This is a genomic window from Corynebacterium sp. HMSC074C01 (assembly GCF_001814605.1).
In the GTDB taxonomy this organism is placed as follows: Bacteria; Actinomycetota; Actinomycetes; order Mycobacteriales; family Mycobacteriaceae; genus Corynebacterium.
In genome coordinates this window covers 156,249-178,039 of sequence record NZ_KV817301.1, presented here as the reverse complement: position 1 = coordinate 178,039, position 21,791 = coordinate 156,249, and the positions used below count along the sequence as shown (strand labels likewise).

20 protein-coding genes are annotated in these 21,791 nt (G+C 60.9%); 11 read left to right on the top strand and 9 right to left on the bottom strand.

Features of this window, described 5'->3' with window-relative positions; all coding sequences use genetic code 11:
• Positions 1–14: 14 nt before the first annotated feature.
• Together rsmA and HMPREF2978_RS12290 are read left to right on the top strand one after the other, a co-directional pair.
• The gene (gene rsmA / locus HMPREF2978_RS12295; protein WP_070745758.1) at positions 15–857 is read left to right on the top strand and encodes a 16S rRNA (adenine(1518)-N(6)/adenine(1519)-N(6))-dimethyltransferase RsmA; all 843 of its coding nucleotides are present in this window, start codon (positions 15–17) and stop codon (positions 855–857) included.
• Positions 854–1,792, top strand: a complete 939-nt coding sequence (locus HMPREF2978_RS12290; protein WP_070745757.1) for a 4-(cytidine 5'-diphospho)-2-C-methyl-D-erythritol kinase — start codon at positions 854–856, stop codon at positions 1,790–1,792. The genes rsmA and HMPREF2978_RS12290 overlap by 4 nt, the downstream gene beginning before the upstream one ends.
• 46 nt (positions 1,793–1,838) lie before the next feature.
• Here the strand turns inward: HMPREF2978_RS12290 and HMPREF2978_RS12285 are convergent, their stop codons facing one another.
• Complete coding sequence (locus HMPREF2978_RS12285) at positions 1,839–3,137, bottom strand: NHL repeat-containing protein (protein ID WP_070745755.1); 1,299 nt, start codon at positions 3,135–3,137, stop codon at positions 1,839–1,841.
• 91 nt (positions 3,138–3,228) lie between these two features.
• Here HMPREF2978_RS12285 and HMPREF2978_RS12280 point away from each other — a divergent pair, with 91 nt between their 5' ends.
• On the top strand, positions 3,229–5,064 hold the full coding sequence (locus tag HMPREF2978_RS12280) for an ABC-F family ATP-binding cassette domain-containing protein (RefSeq protein WP_070529297.1): 1,836 nt from the start codon (positions 3,229–3,231) through the stop codon (positions 5,062–5,064).
• 22 nt (positions 5,065–5,086) lie between these two features.
• Here HMPREF2978_RS12280 and HMPREF2978_RS12275 read toward each other — a convergent pair whose 3' ends face one another.
• Entirely contained in the window at positions 5,087–6,001 is a 915-nt protein-coding gene (locus tag HMPREF2978_RS12275; protein ID WP_070745753.1) for an AEC family transporter, read from the bottom strand.
• Positions 6,002–6,159: 158 nt separating this feature from the next.
• Between HMPREF2978_RS12275 and HMPREF2978_RS12270 the strand changes: the two genes are divergently transcribed.
• Together HMPREF2978_RS12270 and HMPREF2978_RS12265 are read left to right on the top strand one after the other, a co-directional pair.
• On the top strand, positions 6,160–6,750 hold the full coding sequence (locus tag HMPREF2978_RS12270; RefSeq protein ID WP_246818782.1) for a hypothetical protein: 591 nt from the start codon (positions 6,160–6,162) through the stop codon (positions 6,748–6,750).
• Between the two features lie 99 nt (positions 6,751–6,849).
• Entirely contained in the window at positions 6,850–7,170 is a 321-nt protein-coding gene (locus tag HMPREF2978_RS12265) for a putative quinol monooxygenase (protein ID WP_070529295.1), read from the top strand.
• Between the two features lie 76 nt (positions 7,171–7,246).
• Here the strand turns inward: HMPREF2978_RS12265 and HMPREF2978_RS13380 are convergent, their stop codons facing one another.
• Positions 7,247–9,088 carry an acyltransferase family protein gene (locus HMPREF2978_RS13380; RefSeq protein ID WP_210398352.1) on the bottom strand — a complete coding sequence of 614 codons (1,842 nt, stop codon included), beginning with the start codon at positions 9,086–9,088 and terminating at the stop codon, positions 7,247–7,249.
• Between the two features lie 898 nt (positions 9,089–9,986).
• On the opposite strand from HMPREF2978_RS13380, the gene HMPREF2978_RS13375 reads away from it, so the two are divergent.
• Entirely contained in the window at positions 9,987–10,268 is a 282-nt protein-coding gene (locus HMPREF2978_RS13375) for a hypothetical protein (protein WP_210398350.1), read from the top strand.
• A 60-nt stretch (positions 10,269–10,328) separates the two neighbouring features.
• Here HMPREF2978_RS13375 and HMPREF2978_RS12255 read toward each other — a convergent pair whose 3' ends face one another.
• Positions 10,329–11,090, bottom strand: a complete 762-nt coding sequence (locus tag HMPREF2978_RS12255) for an HAD-IIB family hydrolase (RefSeq protein ID WP_210398351.1) — start codon at positions 11,088–11,090, stop codon at positions 10,329–10,331.
• A 133-nt stretch (positions 11,091–11,223) separates the two neighbouring features.
• On the opposite strand from HMPREF2978_RS12255, the gene HMPREF2978_RS12250 reads away from it, so the two are divergent.
• Positions 11,224–12,258, top strand: a complete 1,035-nt coding sequence (locus HMPREF2978_RS12250; RefSeq protein WP_070745746.1) for an enoyl-CoA hydratase/isomerase family protein — start codon at positions 11,224–11,226, stop codon at positions 12,256–12,258.
• Positions 12,259–12,265: 7 nt separating this feature from the next.
• Here the strand turns inward: HMPREF2978_RS12250 and HMPREF2978_RS12245 are convergent, their stop codons facing one another.
• Genes HMPREF2978_RS12245 through HMPREF2978_RS12235 form a run of 3 tightly spaced genes read right to left on the bottom strand, consistent with a single transcriptional unit; the run spans position 12,266 to position 15,794 of the window.
• Positions 12,266–13,426, bottom strand: a complete 1,161-nt coding sequence (locus HMPREF2978_RS12245; RefSeq protein ID WP_070529288.1) for a DUF6882 domain-containing protein — start codon at positions 13,424–13,426, stop codon at positions 12,266–12,268.
• On the bottom strand, positions 13,426–14,589 hold the full coding sequence (locus HMPREF2978_RS12240) for a glycosyltransferase family 4 protein (RefSeq protein ID WP_070529285.1): 1,164 nt from the start codon (positions 14,587–14,589) through the stop codon (positions 13,426–13,428). Before HMPREF2978_RS12240 ends, HMPREF2978_RS12245 begins: the two co-directional genes overlap by 1 nt.
• 8 nt (positions 14,590–14,597) lie before the next feature.
• Positions 14,598–15,794: an NAD-dependent epimerase/dehydratase family protein gene (locus HMPREF2978_RS12235; RefSeq protein ID WP_070745744.1), complete on the bottom strand. Its 1,197-nt coding sequence runs from the start codon at positions 15,792–15,794 to the stop codon at positions 14,598–14,600.
• Between the two features lie 247 nt (positions 15,795–16,041).
• Between HMPREF2978_RS12235 and HMPREF2978_RS12230 the strand changes: the two genes are divergently transcribed.
• A complete protein-coding gene (locus tag HMPREF2978_RS12230; protein WP_070529280.1) occupies positions 16,042–16,698 on the top strand; it encodes a hypothetical protein in 657 nt (218 codons plus the stop codon).
• A gap of 137 nt (positions 16,699–16,835) precedes the next feature.
• Here HMPREF2978_RS12230 and HMPREF2978_RS12225 read toward each other — a convergent pair whose 3' ends face one another.
• Positions 16,836–17,381, bottom strand: coding sequence for a gamma carbonic anhydrase family protein (locus tag HMPREF2978_RS12225; protein ID WP_070529278.1), 546 nt, complete (start codon positions 17,379–17,381; stop codon positions 16,836–16,838).
• Positions 17,382–17,387: 6 nt separating this feature from the next.
• Entirely contained in the window at positions 17,388–17,795 is a 408-nt protein-coding gene (locus HMPREF2978_RS12220) for a hypothetical protein (protein ID WP_083299023.1), read from the bottom strand.
• Between the two features lie 35 nt (positions 17,796–17,830).
• Here HMPREF2978_RS12220 and HMPREF2978_RS12215 point away from each other — a divergent pair, with 35 nt between their 5' ends.
• The 3 genes from HMPREF2978_RS12215 to HMPREF2978_RS12205 all read left to right on the top strand — a co-directional run bounded on the left by HMPREF2978_RS12215 (position 17,831) and on the right by HMPREF2978_RS12205 (position 21,768).
• Positions 17,831–18,700: a patatin-like phospholipase family protein gene (locus HMPREF2978_RS12215; RefSeq protein WP_070529276.1), complete on the top strand. Its 870-nt coding sequence runs from the start codon at positions 17,831–17,833 to the stop codon at positions 18,698–18,700.
• Between the two features lie 126 nt (positions 18,701–18,826).
• A complete protein-coding gene (locus tag HMPREF2978_RS12210) occupies positions 18,827–20,392 on the top strand; it encodes an aspartate-alanine antiporter-like transporter (protein ID WP_070529274.1) in 1,566 nt (521 codons plus the stop codon).
• A gap of 197 nt (positions 20,393–20,589) precedes the next feature.
• A complete protein-coding gene (locus tag HMPREF2978_RS12205) occupies positions 20,590–21,768 on the top strand; it encodes an acetyl-CoA C-acyltransferase (RefSeq protein WP_070529272.1) in 1,179 nt (392 codons plus the stop codon).
• Positions 21,769–21,791 lie beyond the last annotated feature (23 nt).

Sequence of the window (21,791 nt, the reverse complement as noted above, 5' to 3'; positions counted from 1 at the left end):
TTAGTCTGGATGACATGACACAACCCCACCTGCTGGGCCCGGTGGAAATCCGCGAGCTCGCCGCTGAGCTCGACGTGACGCCGACAAAGAAGCTGGGCCAGAACTTTCTCCATGACCCCAACACCATCCGGCGCATTGTTGCCGCTGCGGACCTGAGCCCGGAGGATCGCGTGGTGGAAGTCGGCCCTGGTCTGGGTTCGCTGACCTTGGGACTGTTGGGGGACGTCGAGCACGTCACGGCAGTCGAGATTGACCCGCGCCTGGCCGGCAAACTTCCGGATACCGTGGCCGCGCGGGCAGCTGATTACGCTGACCGCCTCACTGTCGTGGAGAAGGATGCGCTCGCCGTCGAGGCAGAGGAGCTGGGGGAGCCGACCGCCTTGGTGGCCAACCTGCCCTATAACGTGGCGGTGCCGGTGCTGCTCCACCTGTTGGAGGTCTACCCATCGATTCGCCGTGTCCTGGTCATGGTGCAGCTGGAGGTGGCGGAGCGTCTCGCCGCCGCGCCGGGCAGCAAGGTCTATGGCATTCCTAGTGTGAAAGCATCCTTTTATGGCCCCGTCCGCCAGGCCGGGACAATTGGCAAGAACGTGTTTTGGCCGGCACCCAAGATCGAGTCAGGGCTGGTGCGTATCGACTGCACCCGCCCCTTCGACGAGGCACTACGCCCGCGTCTGTTCGCGCTGATCGATGCCGCCTTTGCCCAACGGCGCAAGACTCTTCGCGCCGCCTTGGCAGGCTTTTATGGTTCCGCCGCGGCAGCCGAGGAAGCGTTACGCGCGGCGGACATCGATCCGCGCCTGCGCGGCGAGAAGCTGGGCGTGGAGGACTTCGTCCGATTGGCGGCAGTCTCATGAGCAAGCCAGTAAACGACTCCCCGCAGCTCTGGCAGGCGCGCGCCCACGCCAAGGTCAACCTGCACTTGGGCGTGGGTGAAGCTCGCGCGGATGGTTTCCATGAGCTAGCCACCGTCTTCCAGTCTCTCGATGTGCACGATCGCGTGAGCTACCGCTGGGGCGAGGGAAGCACCGTGGTAGTCACCGGCAACCACGCGACGGGCGTTCCGGCATCAACCGAGAACCTGGCGTGGCGCGCGGTGGAGCTGGTGGCGCAGAACCTTATGCTGCCGGCTGCTGGAACGCTCACGATGGAAAAGAACATCCCGGCCGCCGGCGGAATGGCGGGCGGCTCTGCCGATGCCGCCGCGGCCCTGTTGTTGGCCAACCAGGCTCTAAGCAAGGAGTTTGGCCGCGAGCCTCTCAGCATGGAGAAGCTCTACGAACTCGCCGCGGAGCTAGGCTCCGACGTGCCTTTTACTCTGATGGGGGGCACGGCCTTGGGCCGCGGGCGCGGAGAGCTCTTGACGCCGATGCTTTCACGCGGGCGCTATATCTGGGCAATCATCACCAATGCGGAGGGTTTGTCCACGCCCTCTGTTTTCCACAAGTTGGACGAATTGCGCGCTGCCGGCCGTGGAAGCACACCGTACTTGGACACGGAAGCCTTGGGTCAAGCCCTCGTGGGCGGCAACCCCCGCGAGCTCGCTGCGGTGATGCACAACGACCTCCAGCCGGCAGCCCTCTCGCTACGCCCGGACCTGCGCAAGATTCTTGATACTGGTGAGGCTGCCGGTGCACTTAAGGGGATTGTCTCAGGCTCGGGGCCAACCTGCGCCTTCCTCTGCGAAGATGAGGAGACCGCCCAGGAAGTGGTGGCCCAGGTCTGCGCTGATAACCGCGGTACTCGCGGATTGGTGACCCGCGGGCCAGCCACCGGCGCAACGCTGGTCTAACACCAAACACTGGTCTAGCGCCCGCGTTGCACTTTGGCGGCGGTTCTTAGAGGACGGCCATCTCCACGGGCTTGAAGTCGAGCTTGTAGCGCTGTGGTTCCTGGTCACCAAGGAGGTCAAGAACTACCAGTTCCTGCTTGTTGGCATCGGTGACATAGGCATAGCCGTTTGCCGCCTTCAGGATCGGTCCCGGCTGTTGCCACTCCTCGTTTTCCTTCCACTGGGAGATAGCGTCAATCTTCTTGGTTACCTCGCCGGATTCCGGGTCGATGACGTTGAGCTTGCCGTCTGTCGTGAGCACCAGTGCCTCGCCCAGGGGGCCGCGGGCCAACGAGCGGAACCAATAGGACTCGCCGAGCTCGACCTTCTTGGCGGAGTAGTCTTCCGTATTGATCAAGGTCACCGAAGTCGGACGCTCGAATTCAGCATCCTTATCGGTCTTGTTATCCGCCAGGATGATGTCGGATTCCTCCGAGCCTGCGGAGTTGCCGGAGCGCTGGTAGCCGCCCTTTCCGGCATAAGCGGAGACATCGATCTTGTGGAAGTCGGTGCCGTCGAAGACGACGGGCCCGTCTTCGCAGCCGAAGAAGAGACTGCCATTGCCGGCGGCGGCTTCGCCGTGGACACCGGGGCACTCAGTGGTTTCCGCAAGGAGCTTGCCGGAGGGGTCTAGGTGCTGAATGGTGTGGCGTTCGTCTTCGGTACCCTTCGTGGTGACTACGGAGCCGTCTTTCAGCGGGACGGCTACTCCGTGGTGGGCGGCACCTGTCTCGATGGTGTTGACGGGTGCGGCGTCTTCTTTGCCGATGTCCTCGGTTTTGTAGATCTTTGCCACGCCGTCGCCGTCGGAGAAAAGCGCGGTAAAGCCGTCGTGGTGAACCACGTGGCCGGCGTGAGGTGCGTCGATGGAAGCGTCCCCAAGCTGAGGCTGTGCCGCGTAATAGTGCTTGTGGTCTCCGTGCGGCTTCGTGATGCGCCCGGTGTCGAAGGTGAGGAAGCTGTCACCTTTGGTCACCATGATGTGGCGGTTATCGCCGGCATCGCTAAGCCGGAGAAATGCTTTCAGTTCTTCGTTGTCGATGACCTCACCGGTCTCGCCGTCGAGAGTGGTGAGACCATTCTTGTGCGATAGGAGGATGCGGGGAGGTAGTTCGGCTACCTCAGTCTCACCAGCAGAAGCTTCGAAACCGTCATGGCTGTGCCCCTCGCCGTGCTCGGCATGCGCGTTGCTAGCTTCAGCGCTGGAGGGCGGTGAAGCTTCTTCGCTGTCAGGGGAGGAACAAGAGGTAATGGTGAGAATGGTGGCGGATAGTGCGGCGCACAAGGCGAGACGTTCTTTTTTCATAGTGCGCCACAGTATTGGAAGTGAAAATCAATAGCAATAAAGGTAATGGTGCGGGGGTAACCGTGCTGAAGCACTAAGATGAACTCTCGATATGGCGAACCTCATTAACCTCGAAAACGTAACCAAGTCCTTCGGGCTCAAGACCCTACTGAATGGGGTCTCCCTCGGCGTTCAAACCGGTGATCGCATCGGTATCGTCGGCGTCAACGGCGGCGGCAAAACTACACTGCTGGAAGTTCTCACCGGCATCGAATCCCCGGACTCGGGCCGTGTATCCCACAATTCGGATTTGCGCATGGCAGTGGTGACCCAACGCTTTGAGCTGGAGGAGTCCCTCACCATCGCCCAGGTCATCATCGAACCACTGGGCTTGGAAACCTTCGAGTGGGCTTCTAATGCCAAGGTGCGCGATGTCCTCGGCGGCCTCGGCATCGTTGACCTAGGGCTAGACACCCCTGTGGGATCGCTCTCTGGTGGTGAACGGCGCCGCGTCAACCTGGCTGCCGCACTCGTTCAAGACCTCGACATCGTGGTGCTCGATGAGCCGACCAACCACCTTGACGTCGAAGGCGTGCAGTGGCTAGCCAGCCACCTGCTTTCGCGCAAGCTGGCGGTCGTCGTCGTCACGCACGACCGCTGGTTCCTCGACACCGTTGCCACCACTACTTGGGAGGTGCACGACGGTGTCGTCGACGCCTATGAGGGTGGCTACAACGACTGGACCTTTGCCCGCGCCGAGCGCGCGCGCCAAGCCGATGCCATCGAGCAGCGCCGGCAGAACCTGGCGCGAAAGGAGCTGGCCTGGCTGCGCCGCGGGGCACCGGCACGTACCTCGAAGCCGCGCTACCGCATTGAGGCGGCTGAGGCGCTCATCGCGGATGTTCCTGCGCCGCGCGACAAGGTTGAGCTCATGGCCTTTTCTAAGCAGCGCCAGGGACGAGTTGTCATTGAGCTTGAGGATGCAAAGGTCACCACCCCGGATGGTCGCACACTGGTGGATCACCTCACCTGGCGGTTGGCGCCGGGCGAGCGTATCGGTCTCGTCGGCGTTAACGGTTCGGGCAAGACCACGCTGCTGCGCGCCCTTGCTGGGGAATCAGAGCTTGCCGCGGGCAAGCGCATCGAGGGCAAGACCGTGCGCCTGGGCTGGTTGCGCCAAGAACTCGATGACCTGGATCCACAGCGCCGGCTTCTCGATGCCGTGGAGGACGTCGCCACCTACGTCCATTTGGGAAAGAAAGAGCTCTCCGCCTCGCAGCTGGCGGAGCGCCTGGGCTTTTCCGCGAAACGGCAGCGCACGCCGGTTGGCGATCTCTCCGGTGGTGAACGCCGTCGCCTGCAGCTGACCCGCGTGCTCATGGCAGAGCCGAATGTTCTGCTTCTCGACGAGCCCACGAACGACCTCGACATCGATACCCTCCAGGAGCTGGAGTCTCTTCTCGACTCGTGGCCCGGCACCTTGGTGGTCATTTCGCACGATCGCTACCTCATCGAGCGCATCGCTGATAACACCTATGCGCTGTTCGGGGATGGCAAGCTCACCAACCTGCCGGGTGGCATTGAGGAATACTTGCGTCGCCGTCAGGAGATGGAAGCCGCCACTGCCCGCGGCGTTCTCGACTTAGGAGAAGCCTCCAAGGACGCCGACGAGAAGAGCGCGGAAGCCGTCCCGGCCAAGCGTTTGAGCTCCCAGGAGGAGCGCGAGCTGACCAAGAAGATGAATGCGTTGGAGCGCAAGATGAGCAAGCTCGACGACAAGACTGCGAAGCTGAATGAAAAGATGGCACAAGCCGCGGAGAAGATGTCCTCTGGCGAGGGGGACAGTGGTGAGCTAGCGAAGCTCGACTCCGAGCTCAAGGCCGTTGCCGCCGAGCGTGAAGAACTTGAGATGGAATGGCTGGAGCTGGGGGAGAAGCTCGAAGGCTAGTGCTTGAGGACTAGGCCCAGCCCTACCCAAAGAAGCCAGTGATAGCCAGCATGGCCGGCAGGGAGAGGAAGGTGGTGAGGAAGACCGTATCGCGCGCCACCGTTTCTCCCGACTGGTAGGTCGCGGCATAGTTGTAGACGTTCTGTGCGGTCGGAAGCGCCGACAAGATAAGCGCTGCGTAGAGCTCGTTGCCGCTCAGTCCCAAGGCTAGTCCTGCCGCCAAGGCGATGGCCGGCATGGCAATGAGCTTGAGCACCGTGGCGGTAATCGTCGGCAGGCGGTCATTGGCCAACAACCCTTTACCGGTGAGAGAGGCTCCGAAACTCATGAGGATCATCGGAATGGAAGCCCCACCGAGGATCTCAAGGGGCGCCATGATGACGTCGGGGACCTGCCAGCCAGCCGCAGAAACGATGAAGCCGGCGATGGCCGCTATGACGACAGGCGCCGTAAGCCCGGAAACCACGGAGCTGGTAATCGAACGCAGGCTTGTTCCCTGTGCGTTGAGGCCGGCGATGATGAAGGGGGAGAGTACCGCCATCTGGAGTACGAGTGCTGGCACCACAAAAGTGGCATCACCGATCACATAGGTGGCAATCGGCAGTCCAATGTTGACGGAGTTGTAATAGCTCGCCGCTGCCGCTCCGGCCATCGTTTCTGCCCCGCTTCGCCGGAAGAACAGTGCGCTGAGCAACCCATACAATGCCATCGTGGTGACTGAAGCAATCGCGATGACAGCGACAACGGGAGAGGTGAAGGCAGAAGTATCTGAGGTGGCCACGCTGGAAAAAATCAGCGCTGGGGTGGCTGCCCAGAATGCTGTACGGTTGAATTGCAGTCGGGCTTCACCCTTGCCAATAACGCCTCGGTGAGCCAAGAAGAAGCCCACGCCGATAACCACAAAAATGATGGCGAAGCCGGTTAAGACGTCCAGCAACAGTGATCAACCTTTCGAATAATCGTTAAAGCTAGCCTCCGGTCATTCTTTCATGTCGGGGTACTAACCCCAGCAGCGGATAACAAAGTGGTATCGAAAATCCCATAGAGCCGGGCAGACCTTCACTGCGCTCGCCGTTGTATGGCACGGTGGAAGGCATGAATTCTTTCCGTCGTGTTTCCCGCCTGTCCGCTACCGCAGCCGTGGCAGCATCCCTTAGCGCCGCTTTGTCGGTGTCTGCGGCCCAGGCCGCCCCGGCTAACTTTTCCTCCGCACAGCCGCAGGAACTGAACCAGTTGTCCTCCCAGGCTGCTGAGCAGATCAACTCTTTTGAAATCGAGCTGCCCGCGCAGGCTTATGACTTGGCCAAGCAGTACAACGTCCAGCTGCCAGGTTTCATCAAAAAGCCGACCCCGGCCGTGGCGAATGAGCTCGTTGGTGCAACCCACGCCCACCTGCTGAAGCAGGGCCACCACGAGGATGCCAACGCCAAGAACATTGCTCAGGAGTGGGCAAACCAGGCCGCGGCCGGCAAGGTCACCTTCCACGGCAATGTTGGCGATGGCCTGACCCACCTGGAGGAGGGCAGCGGTAACATTTACAAGCTCACTGAGCAGGAAGCTAAGGATCGCGTGAACTGGCTTAACCGCGACGTGCCCGTGACCAAGGCCGATGGCACTGGCTTCGGCGTCGCCCAGGCTTTTGATGGCACCCACGTCTATGTTGCGGAGTACTTCTTCAATAAGTAAAGCTCCGAGCGGCACATTGAAAGTCGCCCTTGAGCAAGGCCCTGCCGCTTTAGGCAGGGCCTTCTGCATGTTTTCCCGCAGAGGGTTACAGTGGGCCCCATGATTCTGATCAACGTACAGTTCCACGTTAAGCCCGAGTACGCCGATACCTTCTTGGAAGAGATTGATTGGTACACCAAGGCCTGCCAGGCAGAGCCCGGCTGCATCGACTTCAAGTGGTTCCGCGATCCGGAAGACAAGCAGCGCTTCCTGCTCCTTGAGTCCTACAAGGACGGCACTGACGTCGACCACGTCAACACCGAGCACTTCAAGCGCTCCTGTGAGGAGCTGCCGAAGTACCTGGTGGAGACCCCGGACATCATCAATACTTCCATTCCAGGTAAGACGGCATGGGATAAGATGGCTGAATTCTCGGTCTAGAGCACATGCTTAGACAAAAGCCGCCCAGCAGAAGCTGGGCGGCTTTCCTGATCCTCAGGCTCGAAGTTCGATTTACTTAGCTGGAGCAGACTGTGTTGAGGCTTTTCTCCTCGTCTGCGTACTGCTCGAGGGCATCGTACAGAGCGTCCGCGTAGAGGTGTGCACCTTCGGGTAACGGGTGGACGCCGTCGTCGTAAAGCATGGCAGGATTTTCCTGTGCTACTCCGCACCAGTCTGCGATATAGACGTTGTCGTGCGTCGTTGCGGCCTCGATGATTTCGGCGCGCGCCGGCCCCATCCAATCGCGCTCACCGTAAGGCAACACGAGTACCAGTGTGCGCTCGGAGCCGACGATATCGATGAGCTCGTCCATTTGGCGCTCGAATGTAGCTCCGTTGGTGCCCAAGCCCACAAATACGGTGGAGCGCAACTGGCCGGAATCCTTCAACCCCTGAACCACCGGCAGGGCTGCCGAATAGTGGCGGGAGATGGCAGCGTCGATACTGATACCCGGGAAACGCTCATTAAGTGCTTCGGAGGCGGCGAGCATGACAGAATCGCCGATTGCGCTGATCTCGTTGCCGGTGGGTATCGCGCGCTTTTCCTTCGGTTTTGTAGTCTCCGCGGGCTGTGCCGGAGCGGAACTTGCAGCCTGCTCGTTGGACTGTGCCATGCGCTCAAGCTCGCGCTCTAGTTCGCTCTTATCCTCCGAGGTCACCAGAGCATAGCCCACACCGAGCAGAGATAGCACGACGATGACGGGGACTGCAGGCCACAGTGCCTTGCCAAAGCCAGCCTTAATTTCCTCCATGCTGGGGCGGGCCGCCCAATAGGCATGCCACGTGGGGCGGAATCCGGCGCGGCGGAAGGGGTTTTCTACAAATTGGTAGGTCACCTCTGCCAACAAGCAGCTCAGCGGCAGGCAAAGGAGACCCAGGAGCCACGAAGGGGCGTCGGACAGCGCGTGGACAATCATGACCACCGGCCAGTGCCAGAGGTACAAAGAGAAGGAACGCTGTCCCAGCCAGCGCATCACACGGGTGCGGAAAATCCAGGTGAGGGGGCCGGTTTCACGCACCACTCCCCAAATCATCGCCGCGCCGAGCACGCTGGTGAGGGCCAAACCACCGCGGTAGGTGAATTCGCGGTCCGCGCCCATCCACACCAGTTGGGCAAGGTAGGCAACGAGTGCGAGGGCGCCAAGGGCGCCAGCGAGAATGCCCTTGTTTGCTGCTGGCCAGGAGTCGGCGTCGACATCCTTTTCGGTGGAGGTCAAAAGCAGGGACAACATTGCGCCAATGAGGAGACCGAAGGCGTGGGTATCGGTTCCGTAGTACACGCGGGTGGGATCCTCGCCTGGGGTGAAGATGAGCGCCATCGCGACGGCTGAAGCGATCGCAAGGATCAGCGATACCGCGATGGGCAGGCGCTTGGGCTTGCGGCGGGAAATGGCGAAGACGCCAAACATCAGCAGAGGCCAAATCAGATAGAACTGTTCCTCGACGGCCAAGGACCAATAGTGCGCGAAAACCTGCACTTCATTTGGCGCAAAGTAAGTTTGGCTGGTGGCGATTTGGGTCCAGTTGTTGACAAAGAAGAAGGTGCCCAAGAATTGCTGGCGGATGCCTACTGCTAGGTCGCCGCCGATGAGGGCCACAATCGCAGTACATATCGAAAGGACCACGAGTGCGGCAGGGAGAATGCGCCGGAAGCGGCGGATCCAGAAATCCTTGAGGCTGATGCGCCCAGTCGCGTTGAATTCACGGACCAGCAGCGAGGTAATGAGGAAGCCGGAAAGGACAAAGAACATGTCCACGCCGAGGTAACCGCCGGGGAGAATGTCCCCGAAGAAGTGATAGATCACCACGGCAAGCACCGCGAGACCACGCAGACCATCCAGGCCCGGTACTTGACGCAGCCGGGCGCGTCGACGGCGCGGTGTGGTTGCAGGTGCAGTTGTAGCCGGGGCAGCTGTGCTGCTGGCGGACGCACTGGCAGCGGCGGGGGCTGTGGAGGGAGCCGCAGTGGCAGTCGCAGTGGCGGGCGTGGCGCTTGCCTTTGTAGCGTCTACCGCTGCCGCGGTTGCAGCTGCCGGAGCCGCGGCAGCAGCAGTGGATTCCTTCGCTACCGGCCGCTTTTCTGAACGGCGCTTTTCTTGTTTTTCTTGTTTTGTGCTCAGTACCCCGACGGACTGTGAGCGACGAGCCAGAGCCCGCGAAATCTCATTCTCTGGCCTGGCCGTCTCTGTTTTCTTCTTTTTCTTTTCAGGTTCTTTGGCTTGCTCAGGTACTTTGTCATTCTTGGCCTCAGCGCGCTGGGCTTTCTGGCGTTCTTCGCCCTGTGCAGGATTCTTTGTAGGTTGGGCAGCCTTTTCTTTTTGTGCAGCCGGTGCCGGAGCCGGGGCAGGTGCCTGCGCTTTGGCAGCTGTAGGAGACTTTGACGCAGCGGGCTGGGCGCTTGGTGTGGCGGCCGGATTCTTGCCGGCACGGCTGGTCTCCGAGACCTTGTTTCCCGGGGAAGGAGTCTTGTCCTGCTGCTCAGAACTTGTTTTCTGCGGGGCAGCCTGCTGGGGCGCCGGGCGGCGAGGGACGGTGCGTCGTGGGCCGCGGCGGCCAGTCGAAGCTACGTCGGCCTCCTCGCGGGCTTTGACTAGTTTGGCCTTCTTCACCGCCGAAGCCTTGGGAAGGGCGCTCGGTGACAAGTCTAAGGTGAAGTCTTCCGCTGGCCGTGGGCGCACGCGGCTAGGCCGCGCGGCCGGGCGCTGAGTGCTGGGCCGCTGAGTTCTGGGCGCAGCGCTTTTATCCGAGGTGGTGGGCTTGCTGGGAGTAGTCGACTTTCCAGGCTTCGTGGTGTCAGTAGGTGCGGTGGATGGAGAAGCCGACGTGCGCTTGGCAGCCGGAGTGGACTTAGCAGTCGCAGCAGAGCCTTTAGATGCAGTAGTCGAAATTGAAGAAGGCTTCTGGGAAACGGAAGGGGAGTCCGGAGTGGGACTCGATGTGGATGATTCGCCCTTTGCCAAGCGTGACACCATCGACCGCAAAAATTTCTTCACTTCACACTCCGCAGGTAGACACCGTGGTTCGGGTACTGAGGCTTAGTAACCCGAGTAATCCTACTCTGTGCGCGTGGCTAGTCGGGCAACGAGTCAGGGGAGCGTGTTAGGTGCGCAAAAGCTGGCGAAGCACGGTGCTGACGCCGTTGTCAGTATTGGGAGGGGCAATGATGTCCGCTAGGTCCTTCAGCTGCGGATGCGCGTTCTCCATCGCGACGGCTGTCCCGGCAGCGCGTAGCATTTCGAGATCATTGAGGTAGTCGCCGAAGGCCACGGTGGCGGTGATGGGAACGTTGGCAAGTTCAGCGAGCTTGACCAAGGCTGCACCCTTATCCACGCCGCGAGCCATGACATCGAGCCAGACCTTGCCTGATACCGCCACGTTATCCTCCGGGACAGCGCGCACGATGGGCTCGTAGATGTGTGCCTCTGAACCGGATTCGCAGAAGATGGCGATCTTGATGATGTTGCTATCGGGGACGGCGTCTAGGTCATCGACCCACGTGACCGCCTTGTAGTACTTGGAGATCTCTGCGCGCGCTGCATCGGATGCATCCTGCGCGACGTAGGCGGTTTCCGGGGCGCACAGCACCACGGTGTGTTCCACCTCCAAGGCCGCTGAGGCCTCGCACGCTGAGTGCACGGTCGTTTCCGAGAGCGGGAATGTCGCAATGATGTCGCCACCACGCATGACTACCGAGCCATTTTCAGCAATGAAGGTCTCGCCTTGCGGGAACATCTCCTTGAGCGTTGCCAGTTGGCGCCCTGAGGCCGGAACTAGCTCGCAGCCGCGGTGAGCGGCAAGCTCTTGTAGCTCCGCGAAGTCCGCTGGTAGTTGGCCGTGGGCATCGAGGAGCGTGCCGTCCATGTCAAGAGCAACAAGTTGTGGGAGCAAGAAAGTCACACCAATCTAAACGGGTTGGGCTAAAAGCAGAAACCATGTCCAAGGTAGCGCCAAAAATAGGTGGCTGAAACATTTGTGATATGGAACACTGGTGCGCATGACTATGACTGATCCAGTACTCGTTTCCGTCCGCAACCGTACCGGAGTCCTTGAACTCAATCGACCGAAAGCTCTGAACTCTTTGAACCCAGAGATGATTGACATCATCCGCCGCTCCCTCGAAGCGTGGGCGCAGGATGATGAGATTGAGCAAGTCCTGATTCATTCCAATAACCCCAAAGCTTTTTGCGCCGGTGGCGATGTGCGCCACGCCCGTGAGGGAATCGCGGAAGGCAAGCTGGAGGAAGTCGATGCCTTCTTCGCCAGCGAGTACCTCACCAACGGTGATATCGCCGAGTTCCCGAAGCCCTATATCGCCGTCATCGACGGCGTCGTCATGGGCGGTGGATTGGGCATTTCCCTGCATGGTTCGCACCGCGTGGTGACGGAGAAGGCCTTCGCTTCGATGCCGGAGATGAATATCGGATACGTCACGGACGTCGGAGTGGCCTATGCGGCCCAGCGCATGGTGGGCACCCGCGGTGTAGCCTCGCCGGGTTTGGCAAAGTTCTGGGGGCTGAGCGGTTACCGCATGTATGCCGCGGACATGCTGTGGACGGGTGTCGCGACCCACGTTGTTAAGGATGCCGCCGAGCTGATTGAGGCAGCTATCGAGCGGGGCATCGACGCCGCACTGGAAGATCTAGCTTTGCCTGCACCACAACAGCCGGCGCCGCTGGAGCAGGTAGCCAAAGACCTGGAGGAAACCTTCGCGCTGCCGACGTGGGAGGAGATTTCCGCGGAGCTCGATAAGCGCCCGAACATTTCCGGCGAAGTACGCCGCCTCATGGCCGCCGCCTGCCCAGCCGCCATCATCGCGGCCAATGAGCTCTATGAGGCGGAAGCCGCTGTCGACGATATCCGTGAGGCGCTCCTGCTAGAACTCAAACTGGGCATGCACATGTACCGACGCCCCGACTTTTCCGAGGGCGTGCGCGCGGTGCTGGTGGACAAGACCCAGGATGCTGCGTTTGACCCGGCGACCACCGAGGAGGTTGACGCCGAAGAATTCCGCGCAGTGCTGAACTCCTAGTCAGGGCTTATAGGCCGCGTGCCCGCTGATAGGCGGCGCGCGCCCGGTGTTCATCCACTCCTGCCGGCACGGCAACGTTGAGGGTGGCCTGTGTGGCGGCCGGAGTTGGTGCGGGCAGGTGGAAGGCAGGGGCATCGGTCAGCGCCAATCCCTGGCGGCCATCGGGCAGCTGCACAGGCAGCAGGGTCCACAGCCCCAGGATCGGCATGGCTAGCTGCGGCAGGCGCGCCGAGCGCGCTTCGGGGATCGACACCCGGGCGCGGATCAGCTCGGGAAGCGCATTGTCATAGCCGAAGCGGCGCAGGTTCGCCGCTGCTTGAGCGGACATGGAGCTAGATAGCTCGTCCGCCCACGCCCACGTGAACGTGTCCGTGGAAGCGTCGAGAGTAGCAATGAGATGGGCGGGAACCGTGAGCGAACCATGATCAGAGTTCACCACGGTGCGAGACGTTCCAGGGTCGAGGTCCGCAGACAGGTTGGGGAAGCGGGCCTCCAAAAAGAAATTGTGCTCGGTGGCAATATAATGGGCATCCGCCAACACATCGCGTGCGCTGAGCCCGGCCCGGCCCGAAGGGTGGGGAAGGGCCGCGATCCGAGTGCCGTGGAAGCGTGCGAGGCCTTCTGCCGCCGCTGGGTCCACGCCCAAGTAAGAAGCGAGCTCAGAGGTAGCACGGCGCTCGTCGACGCCCCCTGCAACATCCCCCGAGCGTTCGAGTCCGGCCAAGATGCTGACACGGGGATCTGGGTGGAGCTCCGTAAAGTCGACGGCGACGAGTGCTTCGCCCTCGCCCTGCGGGACGCGGAGAACAGGGCGGTCGCCCACCAACCGCCGCGCTAAGCCGCGGAGCAGGGCGGAATCGGGCTGTGGTCCGTGGAACTGAGGCTGGGGCGCTTGTTCCGCCAAACCCGTGGCCCAGTGCAGCTGCCCATCCTGGATGGTGGCTAGACGTAGTCCATCGAAGTCATAGCTCCCTGAATCAGTACTAATGCGCACCACCGCGCGCTGGTCTTGGTCTGGCTGCGCTGATTGTTGGGCTTCGGGCGCGGGGTCAGCAGGCGCAAAGTTCAGTTCGACGTCGCGCACGTCGCCCAATCGGGAGGCAAACGTGGCGTCGATGCCGGCTTGGATAAAAGCGCCTGCGGAGTACAGGTTCTGGGCGGAATCCATTAGTGCTCCTTGACTTCGTTCTCTTCCCTGCGGAAGGGGTGCTCGATAGCCTCCTCATAGGCGTGGAGGAGGGCTTGGGTGGATTCTACCCAGGAATACTTTTCAGCCTCGCGGCGGGCGGCAGCGCCCATTGTCTCCCGGCGGGCAGGGTCTTCGAGGAGTCCGAGCGTGGCGCGGGCCCAAGCCTCATCATCGGCGTCGGGAGCGATGAGGTGCCCGGTCACGCCTTCCTCAATGACGAAGGGAATACCACCGGCATTCGTGCCGACGACCGGCACGCCCGAGGCGAAGGACTCGAGTGCTACCAGCCCCAAAGTCTCCGTGGCGGAGGGGAAGAGGAAGACATCTCCCACGGCGAAGGCAGCGGCGAGCTCCTCGCCAGACAGGTATCCGGTGAACACTGTGTGTGCAGGATCGAAGCTAGCCTTGAGCTCCTCCAAGGCGGGGCCATCGCCGACGATGGCCAGGCGGGCGTCGCTAAGCTGTGCCCGAACCAGCTGCATCACGTGGTCGAGGCGCTCCAAGTCCTTTTCTTTGGATACTCGGCCGATATAGGTCACCAGCGGGGCCTCCGGGTTACCGTCGGTCAGGCGCTCGCGCATCTGCGCCGTGGCGCGGTCAGGGTGATAGGTCTGCGTATCCACAGCCTTGGGCCACAGCTGCACGTTTCGGATCCCCATCTTCCGAGCCTTTTCCACCATGGGGCCAGAGGTACACAGGTTCACCGCTGCCTGGTTGTGTAGATACTTCAGAGCGGCCTCAGTCAGCGGGCGGGTCCACCCGATGCCCAGCGCATCGACGTATTCAGGCACGTTGGTGTGAAAGCTGGCCACCAGCGGCACGGCATCGCGCTGCGCGGCAAAGACGCCGAGAGCCGCTGTCCAAATGGGGTTGACCGCGTGGATGACATCGGGATCGAAATCCCGGATTTCCTTGAAGAACTTCCACGAGGGCAAGCCGAATTTGATCTCCGGGTAGACCCATAGCGACAAACTGGGAATGCGGGTGACCTCGAAGCCGGCGTAGGTTGCAGGGCCCTTGCCCGTGGCAAAAATCTGTACCTCGTGGCCCATCGCGGCCAGCTGGTCCAGCGTGCGCGTCAGGCGCGTGACCACGCCGTCGATCTTGGGGAGAAAGACCTCGGTAACGATTGCGATGCGCACGGTGGGACTTAAACCTCCGTGGAAGGAACGCCGGCGTGCTGCTGTCGCGTCCACAAGGATTGCGCCGGAATCTTGGAACGGTCAGCGCGGTCGGCGTACTTGCGAGCGACCTCCTCCACCTCATGGAGCAACCCTTCCGACAAGGTGGTCGGCTCCAGACCAAGCTCGAGGAAGGTGTCGTTGGTGACGTGCAGCTCATTCTCCGCGGATTCCTTGCGCGGGTTCGGCACGTAGGCCACCTGTGCGCCAGAGATCTTCGCAACCAATTCCGCTAAGTCACGCACGCGGTGGGTCTCCGTCATCTGGTTGATGATTTTGACGCGCTCACCGCGCGCCGGCGGGTTCTGCAAAGCTAGCTCGATACAGCGCACCATGTCACGGATGTGGATAAACGCACGGGTCTGGCCGCCGGTGCCGTGCACGGTCAGCGGGTAGCCAATGCCGGCCTGGATGAGGAAGCGGTTGAGCACCGTGCCGTAGTCGCCGTCATAGTCAAAGCGGTTGATGAGGCGCTCATCCTTCTGAGTCTGCTCCGTGTGAGTGCCCCAGATGATGCCCTGGTGCAGATCGGTGATGCGCAGCTCATCGTTCTTGGCGTAGTAGGCAAACAGGTGCTGGTCCAGCACTTTCGTCATGTGGTAGACCGAGCCCGGGTTGGAGGGGTAGAGGATTTGCTGCTTGACGACGCCATTCTCTCCCGCATCCACCTGCACATCTAGGTAGCCCTCCGGGATTTTCATGCCGGCTGTGCCGTAACCGTAGACACCCATGGTGCCCAGGTGCGCAACGTGGATATCTTGCTCAGATTCTACGATGGCGGCGAGCAGGTTGTGGGTGGCGTTGATGTTGTTATCCACCGTGTAGCGCTTGGTGCGCGAATTCTTCATGGAGTAGGGGGCGGCGCGCTGCTCAGCGAAGTGCACCACGGCATCCGGGCGCTCAGTGCTGAGGAACTCGAGCAGGCCGTCGTAGTCCTGGGCCACGTCGAGGTTGTGGAAGCCAATGGTCTTGCCGGAGACCTCGGTCCACGCGGCCAGGCGCTCCTCAATGGAGGCGATAGGTGTTAAAGATTCTGCGCCCAACTCCTCATCGATGGCGCGCCGGGAGAGGTTATCCACGATGATGACCTCATGGTCTTGGTCGGAGAGATAGAGGGAAGCGGGCCAACCGCAGAAGCCGTCTCCGCCGAGAATCGCTACCTTCATTTTTTATCTCTCCACATCACTGTCGGGGCATGAGTTAGGGTGCCGCCGACGATGGGGGAGACACCCGTCGCGGCGGCAAGCACTTTTCAATACCTTACCGTTGACAGCCCTCACATGAGGGCCCTTAACGGTAAACAGTGAGTGAATGTTTCCTCGGTCTGCACCACTAGAACAAAGCATGGTGCAGAGCACAGGAGGCTCGGTGTCCAGAGTAAGTTCTGCAAACGCGCCCTGTACACTGGCGCGCATGCTTGAAGCCGTGCTCAATGCCTTTGCCGATTCCGTCAATGCCTTATTGATCGGAATCTTGGTGGCTATCGGCATCATGCTTCCGCGGGGCAGCTACCGCAAGATTGCGGCCCTCGTCATCGTTGGGGACTGGTTCGGAGTGCTCACCGCGGCCGCCGTGGTGATGTTCATCTTCGTCGGTATCCAGGACAAGGTCGCCGCGGCCTTGGAATCGCCTCTGCTGGGGTGGGGGCTGGTTGTCATCGGCTTGGGGCTGGGCCTTTTAGCTTGGCGCTCCAAGGGTGAACCCAACGATATGGTGCAGAAGCTCCTCGGCCCGCTGCGCACTCCTTCGGCTAAGACCGTTGTGGTGGGCTATGCCATGGGCGTTATCCAGTCCTTGACCTCCGTGCCCTTCTTCTATGGCCTGATGCACCTAGCGGCTGGGGACTTTAGCAATACCGTTAAGTATGGTGGCCTCTTTTTCTACGCCACGTTTGCGCTCTCATTGCCGACAGTGTGCGGATTGTTCATCGCCCTTGTGCGGGCGAAACCACAGTCCTGGGCCGGACGTGCCTTCGCGTGGGCGCGGGAGAACTCCACCACCGTGGCATTGTGGAGCGGCTACGGCGTGGCAGCCTTCCTTGTGGTCATGGGCCTTGTGTCCCTGCTCTAGTGCTGTAGCCCTGAATGAAGCGATTGTGGCTTCGCTCGCGGCCCTAGTTCGCGGAGGTGGAACTGCCGTTGTTGCCAAAACTTTTGAACTCGCGGCACGATCTGGCCGGATCTTTGTCAACAACGGCAGTTGCGGGACTAGTCGTAGAGGACTTCGTCGAGGGGGAGGGCGTCGCTAAGCAGCGCCTGATTTTTAGCAATCTCGACGTAGCGCGCGGCGTGCGGGATGAAGGCGGCGGATTCCTCCTGGCTCAGCTCGCGCCGCACCTTGGCTGGAACCCCGGCGGCTAGGGCGCCGGCGGGAATGTCCTGGCCTTCGAGCACCACCGCGCCGGCGGCGATGAGAGAGCCAGGGCCCACGGTGGAGCCCGAAAGCAGGGTGGCTTTCATTCCGACTAGCGTGCCCGCGCCCACTCGCGTGCCGTGGAGCATGGCCATGTGGCCCACGGTGACGTCATCCTCCAGCACACAAGGCTCGGTGGCTTCAACGTGGATGACGCAGTTGTCCTGGATATTGGCGCGCGCCCCAAGACGGATGGAACCAACGTCCCCGCGCAGCACGGAGCCATAAAACACGGAGGAATCCGGGCCGATGGTGACGTCACCGATGATGGTGGCGTTTGGTGCGATCCAGGCGCTGCGGTGGATGCGGGGCGTGCGCCCTTGGAAGGGAAGGATGAGCATGGCAGGCTAGCTTTCTTCAGGGGTAGTTTCGATGGAGACCGCAAGCGACTCGGAGACCTCATAATCGCCGGGGTCGGCGTGAAGCTGGGCCAGCGTGTCCCGTTCCGCAGGGGATAGCGGGATGGCCCAGCCCCGCTTGGGATCATGGACCGGACGCTGTGCCTTCGTCGTGGGGGAGAGGTGCACTGTGGTCTTAGAGCCACTTAAGCGCGCGGGCTCGCCGGAGCGCGCCACCTCACTGAGTACTTGTGCGCCGGCTGGGGAGGTAACCAAGATGATGAGGCTGCCGGCCGTGTGGACGGACAGGTGATCTACAGAGATCTCGACGGCGTGGGGATCCGGGGAAGCTAAGCGGACGGTGGAGGAGCCACCGAGCTTATCGACGATATCCTTTACCGCAGAAAACAAACTCATGGCGCGATCCTAGCGCGGGGGTACCATCGTGCAGTGTGATTGACGCGAAAGATACAGCACTCGTCATTGAAGGCGGCGGTATGCGCAATTCCTATACTGCCGCGTGCATCGTCAAACTCTTAAAGGAGGAGGTGGAATTCGGCTGGGTCGGAGGCGTTTCCGCGGGCTCCTCGCACACCGTGAACTTCCTTTCCCGCGATGTGGTTCGCTCCGAGGAATCCTTCGTGGACTTTGCCAAGAACCCCAGCTTCGGCGGCCTGGGCTCACTGTTGCGCGGTAGCGGCTACTTCAATGCGGAGTTCATCTACGAGAAGGCTGCGGACCAGGACATGCCCTTTGACTGGGAAGCCTTTGACGCTAACCCGGCGCAGGTGTGCATTTCCGCCGCGCGCGCCGATACCGGGGAAAGCGTGTACTGGGGGCGTGAAGACATAAAGACCCAAGAGGACCTGATGGTGCGCGTCCGGGCCTCTTCGACGTTGCCGCTGATCATGCCGATGCGCGTTATCGATGGTGTGCCTTATGTCGACGGTGCCATGGGCGAGTCCGGTGGCATTCTCATCGAGCAGGCGGAGAAGGCCGGGTTTGAGAAGTTCTTATTCCTCGGCTCGAAACCGCGCGGCTACGTGCGCCCTGAGGTGGGGCGGCCGGCGGCGCTGCGGCGGGTTTTCCGCAAATACCCGGCTGTGGCAGAGGCGATGATTGCGCGCCCGCCACGCTACAACGCCTCCAAGGACCGGCTTTTGGAGCTGGAAAAGGAAGGGCGAGCTCAGCTCTTCTTCCCGGAGGATATGCAGGTGGCTTCGACCGAGCGCTCGGTGACTAAGCTTCGCGCCAACTATGAAGCCGGGCGCGCGCAGACTTATGCGGAATGGCCGGCATGGAAGGAATTCCTCGGTAGCTAGCTCGCCAACACGGTGGGTGCGTACTTAGCTCACCTTGATGCCTAGGACGTGAGACCAAGCACCCTTGGCGCAGAAAAGCGCTCTTGGACGTGGTGTTTTGCTCTTGCTTTCCTACAATGACGTTTCGTGTTGGCTCTATTTGATGGAAATATTTGGCTGAGCATTTTCTTTGTTGCCTTGCTCGGCACGTTGTTTGGCATGATCCCCTTCGGCCCGTTGCGCTTCGGCGCGGCCGGTACTTTGTTCGTGGGCTTGGCCATCGGCGCCTTTATCGATCTCGATGGCACGATTTTGAGCAGCCTACAAGAGATGGGCCTTGGCCTCTTCATCTATATGCAAGGCTTGTCTGCCGGTGAACGCTTCTTCAAAGGATTCTCTGAGCAGTTAAAACATATGATCACTGCCGCTATCGCGGTGGTGGGTGCTGCTGCAGTGGCGCTTCTCGCGGGCGGATGGCTGGGCCTGTCGCCGTTGCTTTCCGTGGGTGTATTCTCCGGTGCGACGACCTCGACGGCGTCGCTTGCGGTTGCCCAACAACAGACCGGCGAGGAACTGCCCGCCGTGGGTTATTCCTTGGGCTACCCGGTGGGCGTAGCCGTTGCCATTCTGCTCGTGGCTTTCCTGCTCAAGCAGTCCTGGCCGGGTTCTAAGGACAAAGACAATTCTGCAGAAGAAGTTTTCCGCTCCCGCACCATTCGGGTGACCAAGGACATCACCTACGAGGAGCTCGTGGAGCGCTTCGAGGACCAATTTGTCATCGCCACGATTCGCCGCGGGAATACCCGCACCGTGGCGGGAGACCATCCAGAGATTCGCAAGGGAGACATCCTGCGCGTGCTCGTGACGAAGGCTAAGCGGCATGAGATTACCGCCGCTTTGGGTAAGCGTCAGCCCCAAGTGCCCTTCGTGGACAAGCGCTTGGTCATTGAAAACGTGGTGGTCTCGAACACCGACATCGCCGGTCGAACCGTGGAAGAGCTCAACCTTTTCCAGCGCTATGGCGGCCGCATTATCCACGTGGAGCGCGGCGATGAGGAGTTCCTCGCCAGCTTCGATACGCACCTCGATGCCGGTGACCGCGTGACGGTGATTGTGGATCAGGACCGTATGGGCGATATTCGCGATTACTTCGGTGACTCGGTTCAGGGCTACTCGCAGCTGAACTGGATCGCCGTGGGTGGCGGCCTGTTCTTGGGCTACCTCATTGCGCTCATCGTGGTGCCGTTGCCGGGTGGCACGTCCTTTGAGCTGGGCTTCGCGCTGGGGCCGCTGATTACCGGACTTGTCCTTGGTGCTCTCCACCGCACTCGCCGCGTGCCGTGGAAGGTCCCGGCCTCTATCAACATGGCTCTTCAGCAGTGGGGTCTAGTCATCTTCTTGGCGTCGGTGGGCCTCGCCTCAAGTGAGGCTTTCCAGTCCACGGCCTTCTCCTGGATGGGCTTGAAGTCCATGATCTTGGCCGCCATCATTACCGTGGTTGCCGTCGCTATCTTCGCTGTTGCCAACAGGTTCCTCGGCCAGTCGGAGACCCGCACCGCCGGCGGTATCTCAGGAATCTTTGGCCAGCCAGCAGTGGTCAACTACGCCACGGGAATGAGCACGGATTCGCGCATCATGACCGGCTATGCGGCCACCATTGTGGTGGCGCAGATAGTCAAAATTGTGGTCATTCCGCTGATGCTCACGATTTAAATAGTGCGGATTGCAGCTGCGTAGGGACTAGACGGCGCTCTACGCAGTTTGTTCTTTTATAGCTTTATTCTCGCTTCAAACAGTTCCATTGTGTAGTGTTCCGGCATTTTGTGAGCTTAGCTAGGGCCAAAAGGTAGCGCGGCGCACAATCCATCGGTACGATTCAGGATAACTTCGTACAGTTTGGAGAGCGAGATATGGATATCGTCATTGTGGGCGCTGCGCGCACGCCTTTCGGCAAGTTGCTTGGTTCCCTTGCGCCCTTGTCCGCGACGCAGCTTGGCTCCCATGCCATTGCCGCTGCACTCGCGCAGGCACAAGTGAGCCCGGACGACGTTGACGCTGTGATTTGTGGTCAAGTCCTGCAGGCAGGCGTGGGACAAAACCCTACGAAGCAGGCGGCGCTCGGGGCAGGAATTTCTCCGAATGCGCACACCGCGACGGTCAACAAAGTGTGTCTTTCTGGACTGACCGCGATTATTGACGCCTCCCGGCTTCTACGCTCCGGCGAAGCCACAGTGGTGGTGGCTGGGGGAATGGAGTCGATGTCGAATGCTCCTCACTTGCTTTCGCAGTCACGTAGGGGCAAGAAGTTTGGGTCTGTTGAGCTGCTCGATCACATGGATCACGATGGCCTGCGAGCGGCCGATCTTGGGATTTCCATGGGTTCGTTGTCGGAGAAATATGCAGAACGCTACCCGGTGACCCGTGACGAACAAGACCGCTGCGCCGCGCTGTCACACCAGCGCGCTCTGCAGGCGATCGAGGAGGGAGCCTTCGACAAGGAAATCGCTCCTATCACGGTGACGATCCGGCGCAACGAGAGCACCGTCTCGTGTGATGAAGGCATCCGGGAAGGGGTCACGGGAGAAACTTTGGCCGGGCTGCGTCCGGCCTTTGAGAGTGAGGGAAGCATTACTGCCGGAAATTCCTCACCCATCACTGATGGAGCGGCAGCTGTCGTCCTCACCACACGTGAGTACGCGGAAAAGGAAGGATTGCCGGTCATGGCGGTCCTACGCGCGCCAGGGCAGGTAGCCGGACCGGATTCTTCCTTGCAGGAACAACCCGCTCGGGCTCTCCTCGCAGCCCTTGAGCGCCAAGGCTGGGGTATTGCTGATCTCGATCACATTGAGATCAATGAGGCTTTCGCCGCAGTGGTGGTTCATTCGGCCAATGTCCTTGGAATCAATCCCGATGACGTGAACCCGCAGGGCGGTGCGATTGCCCTGGGACATCCCATTGGTGCATCCGGTGCTCGACTTGTAGCTCATGCGGCGCATCGCCTTGCGAGTGGCCAGGCCCATCGCGCGGGTGTCACTTTGTGCGGCGGCGGTGGCCAGGGTGAAGCTCTGTTGCTTGAAGCTCCGCACTAGAACGCGCCCGATTGTTCATAAAG

Excerpts from the sequence above, each read along its gene's own strand:
- rsmA (WP_070745758.1), top strand. The coding sequence starts at position 15 with ATGACACAACCCCACCTGCTGGGCCCGGTGGAAATCCGCGAGCTCGCC.
- HMPREF2978_RS12290 (WP_070745757.1), top strand. The coding sequence starts at position 854 with ATGAGCAAGCCAGTAAACGACTCCCCGCAGCTCTGGCAGGCGCGCGCC.
- HMPREF2978_RS12285 (WP_070745755.1), bottom strand. The coding sequence starts at position 3,137 with ATGAAAAAAGAACGTCTCGCCTTGTGCGCCGCACTATCCGCCACCATT.
- HMPREF2978_RS12280 (WP_070529297.1), top strand. The coding sequence starts at position 3,229 with ATGGCGAACCTCATTAACCTCGAAAACGTAACCAAGTCCTTCGGGCTC.
- HMPREF2978_RS12270 (WP_246818782.1), top strand. The coding sequence starts at position 6,160 with ATGAATTCTTTCCGTCGTGTTTCCCGCCTGTCCGCTACCGCAGCCGTG.
- HMPREF2978_RS12265 (WP_070529295.1), top strand. The coding sequence starts at position 6,850 with ATGATTCTGATCAACGTACAGTTCCACGTTAAGCCCGAGTACGCCGAT.
- HMPREF2978_RS12255 (WP_210398351.1), bottom strand. The coding sequence starts at position 11,090 with ATGGACGGCACGCTCCTCGATGCCCACGGCCAACTACCAGCGGACTTC.
- HMPREF2978_RS12250 (WP_070745746.1), top strand. The coding sequence starts at position 11,224 with ATGACTATGACTGATCCAGTACTCGTTTCCGTCCGCAACCGTACCGGA.
- HMPREF2978_RS12245 (WP_070529288.1), bottom strand. The coding sequence starts at position 13,426 with ATGGATTCCGCCCAGAACCTGTACTCCGCAGGCGCTTTTATCCAAGCC.
- HMPREF2978_RS12235 (WP_070745744.1), bottom strand. The coding sequence starts at position 15,794 with ATGAAGGTAGCGATTCTCGGCGGAGACGGCTTCTGCGGTTGGCCCGCT.
- HMPREF2978_RS12230 (WP_070529280.1), top strand. The coding sequence starts at position 16,042 with ATGCTTGAAGCCGTGCTCAATGCCTTTGCCGATTCCGTCAATGCCTTA.
- HMPREF2978_RS12225 (WP_070529278.1), bottom strand. The coding sequence starts at position 17,381 with ATGCTCATCCTTCCCTTCCAAGGGCGCACGCCCCGCATCCACCGCAGC.
- HMPREF2978_RS12220 (WP_083299023.1), bottom strand. The coding sequence starts at position 17,795 with ATGAGTTTGTTTTCTGCGGTAAAGGATATCGTCGATAAGCTCGGTGGC.
- HMPREF2978_RS12205 (WP_070529272.1), top strand. The coding sequence starts at position 20,590 with ATGGATATCGTCATTGTGGGCGCTGCGCGCACGCCTTTCGGCAAGTTG.